The organism is Actibacterium mucosum KCTC 23349 (assembly GCF_000647975.1).
In the GTDB taxonomy this organism is placed as follows: Bacteria; Pseudomonadota; Alphaproteobacteria; order Rhodobacterales; family Rhodobacteraceae; genus Actibacterium; species Actibacterium mucosum.
Window position 1 is genome coordinate 336,484 of sequence record NZ_JFKE01000002.1, and the last position, 13,078, is coordinate 349,561.

The 13,078-nt window shown below is 62.9% G+C and carries 14 protein-coding genes; 6 read left to right on the forward strand and 8 right to left on the reverse strand.

Annotation, left to right across the window (positions count from 1 at the left end):
• Positions 1–41: 41 nt before the first annotated feature.
• From mazG to ACMU_RS05020, 5 genes are all read right to left on the reverse strand, one after another.
• Positions 42–860: a nucleoside triphosphate pyrophosphohydrolase gene (gene mazG, locus ACMU_RS05000; protein WP_035256818.1), complete on the reverse strand. Its 819-nt coding sequence runs from the start codon at positions 858–860 to the stop codon at positions 42–44.
• The gene (locus ACMU_RS05005; protein ID WP_035256820.1) at positions 857–1,276 is read right to left on the reverse strand and encodes a hypothetical protein; all 420 of its coding nucleotides are present in this window, start codon (positions 1,274–1,276) and stop codon (positions 857–859) included. The genes mazG and ACMU_RS05005 overlap by 4 nt, the downstream gene beginning before the upstream one ends.
• Before the next feature lie 15 nt (positions 1,277–1,291).
• A complete protein-coding gene (gene xth, locus ACMU_RS05010; protein ID WP_035256822.1) occupies positions 1,292–2,071 on the reverse strand; it encodes an exodeoxyribonuclease III in 780 nt (259 codons plus the stop codon).
• Between the two features lie 76 nt (positions 2,072–2,147).
• Positions 2,148–2,825, reverse strand: a complete 678-nt coding sequence (locus tag ACMU_RS05015; protein ID WP_035256824.1) for a hypothetical protein — start codon at positions 2,823–2,825, stop codon at positions 2,148–2,150.
• Positions 2,822–3,994: a BaiN/RdsA family NAD(P)/FAD-dependent oxidoreductase gene (locus ACMU_RS05020; protein WP_035256826.1), complete on the reverse strand. Its 1,173-nt coding sequence runs from the start codon at positions 3,992–3,994 to the stop codon at positions 2,822–2,824. The genes ACMU_RS05015 and ACMU_RS05020 overlap by 4 nt, the downstream gene beginning before the upstream one ends.
• A gap of 303 nt (positions 3,995–4,297) precedes the next feature.
• On the opposite strand from ACMU_RS05020, the gene ACMU_RS05025 reads away from it, so the two are divergent.
• Positions 4,298–5,116 (forward strand): M10 family metallopeptidase C-terminal domain-containing protein, encoded by an 819-nt coding sequence (locus ACMU_RS05025; RefSeq protein WP_051587991.1) that lies wholly within the window; start codon positions 4,298–4,300, stop codon positions 5,114–5,116.
• Between the two features lie 268 nt (positions 5,117–5,384).
• Here ACMU_RS05025 and ACMU_RS05030 read toward each other — a convergent pair whose 3' ends face one another.
• Positions 5,385–5,708 carry a HesB/IscA family protein gene (locus ACMU_RS05030; protein ID WP_035257525.1) on the reverse strand — a complete coding sequence of 108 codons (324 nt, stop codon included), beginning with the start codon at positions 5,706–5,708 and terminating at the stop codon, positions 5,385–5,387.
• An 86-nt stretch (positions 5,709–5,794) separates the two neighbouring features.
• Here ACMU_RS05030 and ACMU_RS05035 point away from each other — a divergent pair, with 86 nt between their 5' ends.
• Positions 5,795–6,937, forward strand: coding sequence for a deoxyguanosinetriphosphate triphosphohydrolase (locus tag ACMU_RS05035; RefSeq protein ID WP_035256828.1), 1,143 nt, complete (start codon positions 5,795–5,797; stop codon positions 6,935–6,937).
• Here ACMU_RS05035 and ACMU_RS05040 read toward each other — a convergent pair.
• Together ACMU_RS05040 and ACMU_RS05045 are read right to left on the reverse strand one after the other, a co-directional pair.
• A complete protein-coding gene (locus ACMU_RS05040; protein WP_035256830.1) occupies positions 6,934–7,554 on the reverse strand; it encodes an isochorismatase family cysteine hydrolase in 621 nt (206 codons plus the stop codon). The two genes, ACMU_RS05035 and ACMU_RS05040, sit on opposite strands and share 4 nt — an antisense overlap.
• The gene (locus ACMU_RS05045; protein WP_035256832.1) at positions 7,551–7,991 is read right to left on the reverse strand and encodes a MarR family winged helix-turn-helix transcriptional regulator; all 441 of its coding nucleotides are present in this window, start codon (positions 7,989–7,991) and stop codon (positions 7,551–7,553) included. The genes ACMU_RS05040 and ACMU_RS05045 overlap by 4 nt, the downstream gene beginning before the upstream one ends.
• A 111-nt stretch (positions 7,992–8,102) precedes the next feature.
• Here ACMU_RS05045 and ACMU_RS05050 point away from each other — a divergent pair, with 111 nt between their 5' ends.
• From ACMU_RS05050 to argS, 4 genes are all read left to right on the forward strand, one after another.
• Positions 8,103–9,035: a sulfotransferase domain-containing protein gene (locus ACMU_RS05050; RefSeq protein WP_035256834.1), complete on the forward strand. Its 933-nt coding sequence runs from the start codon at positions 8,103–8,105 to the stop codon at positions 9,033–9,035.
• Between the two features lie 35 nt (positions 9,036–9,070).
• Entirely contained in the window at positions 9,071–10,882 is a 1,812-nt protein-coding gene (locus tag ACMU_RS05055) for a cation:proton antiporter (RefSeq protein ID WP_035256836.1), read from the forward strand.
• Between the two features lie 66 nt (positions 10,883–10,948).
• Positions 10,949–11,245 (forward strand): YciI family protein, encoded by a 297-nt coding sequence (locus ACMU_RS05060; RefSeq protein WP_035256838.1) that lies wholly within the window; start codon positions 10,949–10,951, stop codon positions 11,243–11,245.
• Between the two features lie 69 nt (positions 11,246–11,314).
• Positions 11,315–13,060 carry an arginine--tRNA ligase gene (argS, locus tag ACMU_RS05065; protein WP_035256841.1) on the forward strand — a complete coding sequence of 582 codons (1,746 nt, stop codon included), beginning with the start codon at positions 11,315–11,317 and terminating at the stop codon, positions 13,058–13,060.
• Positions 13,061–13,078 lie beyond the last annotated feature (18 nt).

The following is a 13,078-nucleotide window of genomic DNA, read 5'->3' on the forward strand; positions in this document are numbered from 1 at the left end:
AGTCTTTTGGTAGGGTCAATACCTAAATGTTTTACTCGGAATTAGTCCGCCGCCTTTTCCCGCGCCTTCACCGCGTCCCAGATCGCGTCCATCTCGGCCAGGTCAGCGTCGCTCATATTGCGGCCCGATGCGGTAATAGCATCCTCTACCTGATTGAAACGGCGGATGAATTTCTGGTTGGCGGCGCGCAGGGCCTCTTCGGGGTCGATCTTCAGGTGGCGCGCCAGGTTGGCCGCGACAAAGAGGAAATCGCCAAACTCTTCGGTCACGTGATCGTGGTCGCCGCTGTCTTGCGCGTCTTTGATCTCGTGCGCTTCCTCGACCAGCTTGTCCAGAACCTGGCCGATCTCGGGCCAATCGAATCCGACGCGTGCGGCGCGCTTTTGCAGCTTCACCGCGCGGGTCAGCGCTGGCAGGCCCTTGGCCACGCCGTCCAGCACCCGCACCTCGCCCTTGGCGGCACGCTCACGCGCTTTTTGCACCTCCCAGTCGACGGTTTGCTGGGTGGCGGACTTGTCGCGGCTTTCATCGCCAAAGACATGCGGGTGGCGGGCGACCATCTTGTCCGACATGGTGTCGGCGACCTGATCGAAGGTGAACATCCCCGCATCGTCGGCCATCTGTGCGTGAAAGACCGATTGGAACAGCAGATCGCCCAGCTCACCCTTCAGCTCGTCCCAGGCCTCGCGTTCGATGGCGTCGGCCACCTCATAGGCTTCCTCGATCGTATAGGGCGCGATGGTGGCAAAGGTCTGTTCGATATCCCACGGGCAGCCGGTTTCGGGATCGCGCAGGCGGCGCATGATTTCCAGCAGGCGCGGCATGCCGCCTTTGGGATTGTGAATCAGGTCGTCGGTCATGAGGATTCCTGCGCGGCGTTACGCATGCGCGCGTTAATCCAGCGCCCAATGGCGATAACGCGTAGGATGGCAATCGTAAAGGTGATGACATCTAAGGCCAGAAACGCGACGGGTGATACCAAAGGCGCATACTGCAACGGGGATTGAACAACGCCGTTGTTGAACGCCGCGAATTCCCCAAAGCGCCAGACCATACCCGCAGCTACGTAAATCAACGTGACCAACATCATGTCGCGCAGCGTGGCGAACAGCATGATCCACGGGTCAGTCTCGCCGGATTGCTGATCCCGGGCGCGGCTGTAGAACGCCAGAGCCACTAGTACACAGCCGGCCCCCAGAAACAGGCAAACGACGCTGAGCGATTGCATGATACGCAAAAAACCGGGATCGTTCATCATGCGAAAGAGGTCTTCCATAACATTTTCCACCTGTTAAAGGTCAAGCTCCACCCAGACGGGCACATGGTCCGAGGGTTTTTCCCGCCCGCGCAACTCTTTGTCGATCTGGCAATCCCGCAGCAGGTCGGCGCATTGCGGGGTCAGCAGGAAATGGTCGATGCGGATGCCGTCATTGCGGTTCCACGCGCCGGCCTGATAGTCCCAGAACGAATATTGCTCGGGCGCGTGGGTGCGGGCGCGGAAGGCCTCGGTAAAGCCCAGGTTGACGATCTCGCGCCACGCCGCACGGCTTGCCGGCAGGCCCAGCGCGTCGTCCTGCCAGGCCTCGGGCCGGGCAGCGTCTTCGTCCTGGGGGATGATGTTGTAATCGCCGGCCATCAGGGCGACCTCTTCGCCTGCCATCAGTTCGGCGGCGCGTGCTTTCAGGCGTTTCATCCAGGCCAGTTTATAGTCGTATTTTGGCCCCGGCGCCGGGTTGCCATTGGGCAGGTACAGCCCGCAGATGCGCACCGCCTGCTTGCCCACCACCGTGGCCTCGATCCAGCGGGCCTGTTCGTCGGTATCATCTCCGGGCAACCCGCGCGCGACATCCTCCAGCGGCAGTTTCGACAGGATCGCCACGCCGTTGAAGCTTTTCTGGCCATGGGTTTCGACGTTATAGCCGCGCTCTTCGAAGATCTCGCGCGGGAAGTTTTCGTCGATGGATTTGATCTCTTGCAGCAGCACCACGTCGGGGGCGGCCTCGTCCAGCCAGTCGGGCAAAGCCTGCGCGCGCGCCTTGATGCCGTTGATATTAAACGTGGCGATTTTCATCGGGGCGCTCCTGGCTGCAATCTGACGAAAATATCCCTGTAGGCGGGGCAAATGTCCATGCCCTGCGTGTGCAATTTCACCGCTCGACCGTGGCGAGCCACAGCGCATCCAGCGCGCGCAGTTCGGCGGGGTCATAGGCATCAGGCGTTTCCCAATAGCGGCCGGAGGCCACGAAATAGTCCAGCTCGGCCTCTCGCGATCGCGCCCTTTGGATGGCGGCGGGATCGGGGCGCAGGGCTGGCGCCGTTGCAGGGGCAAAGATCAGGCGGCTGGGACCGGTCGACAGGTTCCGGCAGTCGCAGCCATGGTCCAGCGCCGTGGCCAACAGGCGGGCGGATTTCGCCTCGAGCGATTGCAGGGTTGGGTCATCGCGCAGCGGGTCGGCGGTGCCGGTGCCGTAGAAATGGGTGTTGCCCGTGGGCGCATAGACCATGTCGCAACCCAGAAAGTCCATCTGTGTGGGCTTCAGGTCGTGCAGCGCCCAATAGGCCGCGGTGAAGGCCATGGTGCCGCCGGCATAGACAAACCCGCCAAAGGCGTTTTGGGCGGGCACGAAGCGGTCGGCCCTGATATGGGGGCGGGTGTCGGCGGGCGGGTGGCGGTCGGCGGGGAAGTCTTCGGGATAGATCGCGTGGGTCCAGTCGTCACGCACCCGCCAGGCGTTGTTGATGGCCACCAGCGCGTCATAGGGCAGGGTGGGCCAGTCGCGGGCCGCAACGGCGTTGGGGCCCGAGCCCAGGATCAGAACCTTCATGCGCGCCTCGCAATTTCGGTGCCGGCGGCGTGGCCCGAGGACCACGCCCATTGGAAGTTATAGCCGCCCAACCACCCGGTCACGTCCAGAACCTCGCCAATGAAAAAGAGGCCCGGTTGCAGGGTGCTTTCCATGCTGCGTGAGCTGATCTGCGCGGTATCGACCCCGCCCAGTGTGACCTCGGCGGTGCGGTAGCCTTCGGACCCGGTGGGGGTCAGCGTCCAGCCGTTCAGCCGCGCGCCGATGTCGCGCAGGGTCTTGTCCGAGCAATCGGCGAGGCGGGCGGGCAGGGCCCAGTCCGTGGCCAGGGCCTGCGCCAGACGCGTGGGGATCAGGTCGGCCAGCATCGTTGCCATGGCCTTGCCGCCCGCGTTTTGGCGCAAGGCGCGCAGGGCACCGAAAGCGTCGCGGCCGGGCATGAGGTCAACAGTGATTGCCTCGCCCTCGCGCCAAAAGCTGGAAATCTGCAGGATCGCCGGGCCAGACAACCCGCGATGGGTGAACAGCATCGCCTCGTTGAACGCGGTGCCGTTAGCCGCCGCCTGCACCGGAAGCGAAACACCCGAAAGCGGGCTGAACCGGTCGCCAAATGTCAGCGGCACAAGGGCAGGGCGGGTGTCCAGCACGTCATGCCCGAACTGCCGTGCCACGTCATAGCCAAACCCGGTCGCCCCCATTTTGGGGATCGACTTACCGCCGGTGGCCACCACCAGATTGCGCGCCCGAACGGTGGACCCATCGCTCAGCGTCACGCGAAACACTGCCCCGTCATGGGTGATCTCGCCCGCCGACACGCCCAGACGCAACCTGGCCCCCGCCGCGTCCATTTCCGCCAACAGCATCGCAATGATGTCCTTGGCCGAATTGTCGCAAAACAGCTGCCCCAGCGTCTTTTCGTGCCAGGCAATGTTGTGGCGGCTGACCAGTTCGATGAAATCCCACTGCGTGTACCGGGCCAATGCGGATTTGGCGAAATGGCGGTTGGCCGACAGGAAATTGCCCGGCCCGCAATCGGTATTGGTAAAGTTGCACCGCCCCCCGCCCGAGATGCGTATCTTCTCGCCCGGCGCTTTCGCGTGGTCGATCACCAATGTGCCCGCGCCCGCATGTATCGCGCACATCATACCGGCCGCCCCGGCGCCAAGGATCAGGGTTTTCACGTCTTGCATCGCGGCCCTTGTGCACCCTGTTGGCGCCCATCGCAAGGCGCAGGCAAGGCAACGGCCATTGGTGGCATTGGCATCGACACCTTCACCTTCGCCTGATCCGAATAATACGCGATGCGCCCAGCCGCCCGGATGTTGTCGGGCGGTTGCGGGCCCAATTCGGCGAATGCGCCTCAAGCGCCCTTAAATCCACCCCCTGCAATTACCGATATTTTGATCACAGGCTACGCCATCCAATTCTCACACTCTTGGGTTGATTTCTAATTCCGTAATCCTAACGGCAATCAAAAATTTCCGAGGTTGATTATGCAGGAAAATGAACCTCCCGAGAATATGGCGTCGCTGTGGGACATGGCCAAAAACATGGTCTCGTATCGCAGTGATGGGTATTGGCAGGATATTGGCGCGGATAACCTGTTTTACAACGACAGCAACCTTCTGTCGGTCCTGTCGGGGTTCAACAAAGGCTCCACCCCGTTGACCGAGGGATTTAAACAAAACGGATCGGCCACGCTGGCGCCGGCCGACCTGCTGGCGTTGCAGATGCTTTATGCCGATCAGGGCGTTGACCTGGGCAATGTGTACACCGGCGATACGGTTTATGGGTTCAACACCAATATCCAAGACGGGCTGATGTCGATGATCCCCGGTTTTGTTGGATCGCTGGCCTTTAGCATCGTCGATAGCGGCGGCATTGATACGCTCGACTTTTCCGGGTTTTTGGCAAACCAGCTGATCGACCTGACCGTGACCAAGGCCACCGACACCGCGCCCTCGACTTCGAACATCGGCGGTGATGTTGGCAATATGACATTGGCGGTGGGCACCATCATCGAAAACGCCATTGACGGGTCGGGAAACGACACGATCATCGGCGACGAATTTGCCAATACGCTTGCAGGCGGCAGCGGCGGGGTGAATGAACTCTTTGGGATGGCGGGCAACGACCTCCTGTTGGGCGGCGGCGGCCTGTCGCACAAATTCCTTCACGGCGGTGATGGCAACGATATTCTGATCGGCGGCAACACGATCGGCCATGACACGCTGATCGGCGGCGCGGGGGTTCGACATCCTGATCGGGGGTCTGGGCAGCGACCTCTTCATTGGCGGGGAAGGGGCGATTGACGTCTATGTCGACGATGCCAACGCACCCGCTGGCATTCCCGGCAATGATCAGTTCTTCTTTGCCAACAACAATGGCCAGCAGGATCTGGATACCATCCTGTCCTTTAGCGGACGTGGCGATGGCCTCTATGTCTCGGAAGGCTACAGCATTCACCTGACCGACGCGGGGCTATGGCTTGTCCATGGCGCCGATTACGATCTTGTCTTTATCGCCGGGCAAGAGGATCCAAGCTTTTCGGTTTTTGAAATCGGGGTGTTTGCCTGACCCTCAGATCGAAAAACTTGTGCCGCAGCCGCAGCTGGCTGTGGCATTGGGGTTTTCGATCACGAACCGCGCGCCGATCAGTTCTTCGCTGAAATCGATCACCGCGTTGGCCAGAAACGGCAGCGACACCGGGTCCACCACCACGGTTTCGCCTTCGCCGCTGAGCACAAGGTCATCGTCGCGCGCATCGTCCAGCCCGATATCGTACTGAAAGCCGGAGCATCCGCCGCCTTCTACCGCGACACGCAGCACCTTGCCCTGATCGGACGCGCCGATCTCGGCCAACCGCTCAAACGCGCGGGGGGTGACTTTTGGAGGCAGGTTCAGATCCATGGCGTGAAAACCCCGTATCATCTTTGTGACATGCACAATATATGAAGCCTTGGGACAGGCCACAAGCGAAGGCAGGTAAAATGGCAGCGATCTATGCGTGCAACCCCGCATCATCACGCGGGCGGCTCTATGGCGAAGGGCTTTCCACCTTTCGCAGCCCCTTTCAGCGGGATCGTGACCGGATCATCCACGCCTCGTCCTTTCGGCGGCTCAAGCACAAGACGCAGGTGTTTATCGAGCACGAGGGCGATTACTTCCGCACCCGGCTGACCCATTCGATCGAGGTGGCGCAGGTGGCGCGCACCATTGGCGGGGTGCTGGGGCTGGATGCCGAACTGACCGAGGCCGTGGCGCTGGCCCATGATCTGGGCCACACGCCGTTTGGCCATACGGGCGAAGATGCGCTGGGGGACCTGATGGCGCCTTATGGCGGGTTCGACCACAACGCGCAGGCGATCCGCATCGTCACCTCGCTGGAGCGGCATTATGCCGAGTTCGACGGGCTGAACCTGACATGGGAGGCGCTGGAAGGCATCGCCAAGCATAACGGCCCGGTCACCGGCGATATCCCCTGGGCGCTGGCCGAATACAACGCTTACCACGATCTGGAACTGCACACCCATGCCAGCGCCGAGGCGCAGGTGGCCGCGCTGGCCGACGACATCGCCTATAACCACCACGACCTGCATGACGGCTTGCGGGCCGAGCTGTTTTCCACCGACGAGCTGGCCGAATTGCCGATCCTGGATGCGTGTTTTGCCGAGGTTGACGGCAAATATCCGGGCCTCAACTATTACCGCCGCCGGCACGAGGCGCTGCGGCGGTTCTTTGGCGTGCTGGTCGAGGATGTGATCGCCGTGGCCAAGGCCAACCTGGCCGAGATCGACCCGCAATCGGCGCAGGATATCCGCGACGCCGGCCGCCCGATGATCCAGTTCACCGATGCGCTGTGGCAAGACCTGAAGGTCATCCGCGACTTCCTGTTCACCCGCATGTACCGCGCGCCTGCCGTGGTTGAGATGCGCAAGGTGGTCACGCAGCAGGTGAACGAGCTGTTCCCGCTTTTCATGGCGCAGCCCGATCTTTTGCCCAAGCAGTGGCGCAAGGACGTGGCCGCGGCGGCGGATGAGGTCACGCTGGCCCGGCTGGTCTGCGACTATATCGCCGGGATGACCGACCGTTTCGCGATGCAGGAACATTCTCGCCTGATCGGCGCGACCTAGGTCAGGGCCACGCCGGCCGCGCGCAATTGATCTTGCGCCTTGTCCGCGGGCGCCGCGGCCAGGGTTGCGGCCGTGTCGATCCGCACAACGAAACCGCGATTGCGGGCGGCCAATGCGGTTTTCAGCACGCAGTAATTCAGGTCCAGCCCGGCGATTTGCAGCTGCCCAACCTGCAACCGGTCCAACAGCGCGTCCAGCGCGCCAGTTTCAAACCCGTCCTGCACGCGTTTGACAATCACGTGGTCGGCCAACCCGTGAAAAGGCGCGGCGATCCCGATGCCCGGCGATCCGGCCAGCGCCTGACCCTTCATGAAGAGCCGCGCCACCATGCGCGTGGCCGGGCGCGACCATTCTTGCCGCAAGGCGATCACCGGCTGGCCCTGCGCCCTCGCGGTCTCAACCGCCCGCAGGATTGCGGACCGGGCGGCGGTCTTTTGGTCATCCGTATAGGGGCCGGTGTCCCAAAACACCGTCTGCAGGTCGATCAACAGCAACGCCTTGCCCGGCCGCTCGCCCACCGGCGCCCCCTGGCTGACGGTGCCGATTTGCCGGATGCCCAATACCAGCCAAGCCACAAACCCCACAAAAACCAACACCAGGACATACAGAACCGTCATTCTTTTACACTCGCTTTCAGTTTCTCGGTCAGCGCCTGAACCACGTTCAGGGCGCGCTCTGCCTCGGCCGGATCAATCCCGGCACCGATCTGCGCGACCAGCACCGCCTCGCGGTCAAGCACGTCGGCGATCAGGGCGCGGCCCGTATCCGTCAACGATACAAGGGCCGAGGACTTGTGGCGCGGGTTCACGCGCCGCTCGGTCAGCCCGGCCTGCAACGTCTCATTGACCATGACCTGCACGTATTGGCGTTTGATCTCCAACCGCGCGGCCAGTTCCGGCACCGAAGCGTCGCCATTCCGGTGCAGGATCTCCAGAACCGCCCGCATGCGCACCGTCAGGCCGCTGCCCTGCAGCCCTCGCTCCACCGCGGCTTCGGCCGCCTGCATCAGGGGCCGGGACATCCAGATAAGCTGATAAAGAGGATCTCGAATCATGACACTATTGTTGTCAAAATGACATGTATAATGTCAATAAGTTTGTCGGCCCGAAAGCCTTGCACCGCCAGCGGCATTCGGCAAACCTGATCGCAGACGGTCGGAGGCCTCATGAACGTACAGACAGAACAGCTGCGCCAGTATCTGGGGCCGGTCACCAATACGGATATCTGGGCCAGCTTTCGCGTCCGCGCCGACGATGTCTATGTCGTCACCCCGCCCAAATGCGGCACCACATGGACGCTGCATATCGCCATGATGCTGATCCTTGGCCGGGCCGAGGCCGAGGCCGGCACCCGCGACAACGCGCCCTGGCTGGACATGGCGCTGCGTGACCGGCCGGCGATGGCCGCGATGCTGGACGGGCTGGACCGCCGCCGCTGCATCAAAAGCCACACGCCGATGGATGGCATCGCCTATGGGGCCGAACCCACCTATCTTGCGGTTTATCGCCACCCGGTGGATGCGTTTTTCTCGTTCCGCAGCCATGTGCACAACATGAAGGATGGCAGCATCTTTGCCGATGTGGTGCCCGATGACCTGGCCGCCGCCTTTCAGCGCTTTCTGAGCGCGCCGGTTACCGATACCGGCACCGATGACTTCTCGCTCGCAGCGATTGTGCACCATTATCAGCAGGCCAAGGCGCGACAGTCCAATGGCAATGTACATTTCCTGCACTACGCCGACCTGACCCGCGACCTGGCCGGGCAGGTGGCCCGGCTGAACGACCTGCTGGGCACCGGCGTGGCCCCGGATACCCTGCGCGAGATTGTTCAGGCCAACACCTTCGCCAGCGCCCGCCGCACGGCCGAGGCCAGCGCGGGCCGGTTCTCTGATGCCTCGCCCTTCAAGGACCACGCCCAGTTCTATGCCTCGGGCACATCGAATAAATGGCAGGGCCGGTTATCGGACGCTGACATCGCCGCCTATACGGACCGGTTGAACGCGTCGTTGCCAGCCGAAGACGTGGCGTGGCTGAACTGGGGCGATCCGGGCACGGCAGCCCAGGGTCAGGCAGACCCGTCCTTGCCTGACCGGCCCTAATCGGGGAAGCTGGCCCAAAGCGGGCAGGAGGGACAATGGCCATAGCAGCAGACGGGGCGATGTCGCCCGTGACGGCCTTTGCGCTGATCGGTGCATTGGGCGTGGGGGCGCAATGGTTGGCATGGCGGCTGCGGCTGCCGGCGATTGTGCTGATGCTGGCCGCGGGCCTGATGGTGGGGCCGGTTCTGGGCATACTGGACCCGACGCGCGACATTGGCAGCTTGATGGGGCCGATGATCTCGGTCGCGGTGGCGATCATCCTGTTCGAGGGCGGTATCACGCTGAACTTCCACGCCCTTGGCGGCGCGGCCAAAGGTGTGCGGCGGCTGGTGATCGTCGGCGCGCCGCTGGGCTGGCTGTTATCGACCCTGGCGCTGCGATACGTGGCGGGGCTGGATTGGGGCAGCGCGGCGGTTTTTGGCGGCATCATGATCGTCACGGGCCCCACCGTGATTGCGCCGCTGCTGCGGCAGGCCCGCATGCAGCGCCGCCCGGCGGCGTTGCTGCAATGGGAGGCCATCGTGAACGACCCCGTCGGCGCGTTGGCGGCGGTGCTGGCGTTTCAGGTGGTTGTGGTGCTGCAAACCGGGCAGGGGCTGGCGGCCAATGGCGGCGCCTTCGTGATCGGGCTGGTCTTTGCGGCACTGGTCGGGGTCGCCTGCGGCTGGGGCACGGCACAGGCGTTTCGCCGGGCGCTGGTGCCGGAATACATGAAGGTTCCGGTGCTGTTCGTGGTGCTGTTGGCCTGTTTTGCCGCTTCGGACGCGGTGCTGCATGAAAGCGGGTTGCTGGCCGTGACGCTGATGGGGCTGTGGATCGCCAATGCCGATCTGCCCAGCTATGTCGAACTGCGCCGGTTCAAGGAACACGCGACGATCCTGCTGGTGTCGGGCGTGTTCATCCTGCTGGCCGCCGCGATGCAGCCCGAAACGCTGGCACTGCTGGACTGGCGGGCGCTGGCCTTTGTGGTCGTGGTGATCGTCGCGGTGCGGCCGCTGACGGTGCTGATCTCGCTATTGGGCACCGACCTGCCCTGGGCCGAGCGCTTGCTGGTCGCCTTCACCGGCCCGCGTGGCGTGGTTTTGGTGGCGGTGGCGGGGCTGTTTGGGGAACGTCTGGTCAGTCTTGGCGTGGAAGACGCCGCCCGGATCGGACCGTTGGCGTTTGCCCTGGTGGCGGGCACGGTGGTGCTGCACGGCTTCACGCTCACACCCATGGCGCGCGCGCTTGGCGTGGCCAGCCGCGAGATCCCCGGCGTGCTGCTGGTGGGCGGCTCGAAATGGGCCGCCGCGTTCGGCGAGGCTTTGCAAAGCGCCGAAGTGCCGGTGCTGGTGCTGGATGGCAATCACGCCCGCCTGCGGAGCGCGCGCGAGGCCGGGGTGCCGGTCTTTTACGGCGATATCCTGTCCGAGGCCGCCGAACACGGGGTCGAGATCATGTCCTATGGCAAGGTCATCGCCGCCACGGATAATGACGCTTACAACACGCTTGTCGCCACCGACCTGGCGCCCGAGTTTGGCCGCGACAACGTGTTTCAGCTGCAACGGGTCAAACAGGAAAGCGCACGCCACGCCATGCCCGCCACGCTGGGCGGGCGCGCCTTGGGGCAGGGGCAAAGCTATTTCGAGCTGAACCTGCTGATTTCCGAAGGCTGGGCCATGAAGGTCACGCGCCTGTCCGAGGAATTCACCGCCGAGGATTGGGCGGCTATGAATCCACGCGCCATTTTGCTGGCGCGCTTGCAACCAAATGGTGATCTGCGTTTGCATGCCGAGGGCAAAACGCTGGAGGCTGGCCCCGACACGCGTCTTGTTGCAATGGTGCCACCGGAAAACGCTGTTTCTTGAACGCAGGCTCTTGTCATTTCAGATGGTTAGGGCAAGATTGTCCTACAAGTTTCGGAGGTTCAGCCAATGCAATGGGTCGTCATATTTTCCGACACGTCCGAGATGGTCGCCGCCCGCAAGGAGAAAGACCGGATCGACGCGCATTTGTCCTTTGTCCGCACCCATCCGCAGATCAGCGGATCGGGAGCGCTGACCAAGCGCGGCAAGGGCGCGTTCTGCGGCGGGATGTGGATTGTCGATGCCGAAACCGTCGAAGAGGTCGAACGCATCATCGAACGTGATCCCCTTTACGATCCGCGCTATCGCAGCGCCGATATCTACAGCTGGGGCCGTATGGTGCCCGAACAGAAAGTTGGCCGCTAGACCAAGGGCACGTTGACCCCGCGTGCACGCGTGGTAAACCGCCGGGCAAGTTTGCAAGGATTGCCCGCTATGAACCTGTTTGCTGATATTCGCGTTCTCGTCATCGACGCCCTGACTGCGCTGGCTGCCGAGGGCGTTTTGCCCGACGGGCTGGATACGCGCAACGTCGCGGTAGAGCCGCCGCGCGATGCGGCGCACGGCGACATGGCAACCAACGCGGCCATGGTTCTGGCCAAGCCCGCAAAGATGAAACCGCGCGATATTGCCGATGCGCTGGCGGTCAAGCTTGCCGCCGATCCGCGCGTTGAAACCGCCGAAGTCGCCGGACCGGGCTTTCTGAACCTGCGGCTGGCGCCCGGCGTCTGGCAGGCGCTGGTGGGCACCGTGCTGTCGCAAGGGTCCGCCTATGGCCGCTCGGTCATGGGGGCGGGGCAGAAGGTGAATGTCGAATATGTCTCGGCCAACCCCACCGGCCCGCTGCATGTCGGCCACACTCGCGGCGCCGTCTTTGGCGACGCGTTGGCCAGCTTGCTGGATTACGCTGGCTATGACGTCACGCGCGAATATTACATCAACGATGGCGGCGCACAGGTCGACGTTCTGGCGCGGTCCGTCTATCTACGCTACCTCGAGGCGCATGGCCAGGAGGTCGCGTTCGAGGACGGCACCTATCCCGGCGACTACCTGATCGCGGTCGGCGAGGCGCTGAAAGACAAGGTCGGCGACGCCTATCTGGACAAGGGTGAACAGTTCTGGCTGGCCGATATCCGCGAATTTGCCACCGCCGCCATGATGGACCTGATCCGCGAGGATCTGGCCGTTCTGGGCGTGACGATGGACCATTTCTTCAGCGAGAAATCGCTTTATGGCACCGGTCAAATCGAGGCCGCGCTGGCCAGCCTCGACGCCAAGGGGCTGATCTACGAAGGCGTGCTGGAACCGCCCAAGGGCAAGCTGCCCGAGGATTGGGAGCCGCGCGAACAAACGCTGTTCCGGTCCACCGATCATGGTGACGATGTGGACCGTCCGGTGAAGAAATCCGATGGCAACTGGACCTATTTCGCCCCGGATATCGCCTATCATTTTGATAAGATTTCCAGGGGCTTCGACCACCTTATTAACGTGTTCGGGGCGGATCATGGCGGCTATGTCAAACGGATGAAAGCGGCGGTTGCGGCGCTGAGTGATGACAAGGTGTCGCTGGATATCAAACTGACGCAGCTGGTGAAACTGTTCAAAGACGGCGCACCGTTCAAGATGTCGAAACGCGCCGGCACCTTTGTGACCCTGCGCGATGTCGTGGATCAGGTAGGCCCCGGTGTGACCCGGTTCCACATGCTGACCCGCAAAAACGATGCGCCGCTGGATTTTGACTTCGACAAGGTGTTGGAGCAATCCAAGGACAACCCGGTTTACTATGTGCAATACGCCCATGCCCGCGTGGCCTCGGTGCTGCGCAAGGCGGCCGAGGCAGGCATCGTGGTGGATGACGCTACGCTGGCGGCTGCCGATCACGCCAAGCTGGACCACAAGGCCGAACTTGCGGTGCTGCAAAAACTGGGCGAATGGCCGCGCCTGGTCGAGATCGCCGCCCGCACGAACGAGCCGCACCGGATCGCGTTTTACCTGTATGAGCTCGCCTCGGACCTGCACAGCCTTTACTATCAGGGCAACGACAACCCCGCGCTGCGCTTTCTGCAAGACACGGATGCCGCCACCAGCCAAGCGAAAATTGCCCTCGCGCGGTCCGTGGCCGTTGTTATTTCTGCCGGTCTTGGTATTCTTGGGGTGACTCCGCTGGACGAGATGCGCTGATCCAACAGCCGCCGCCAG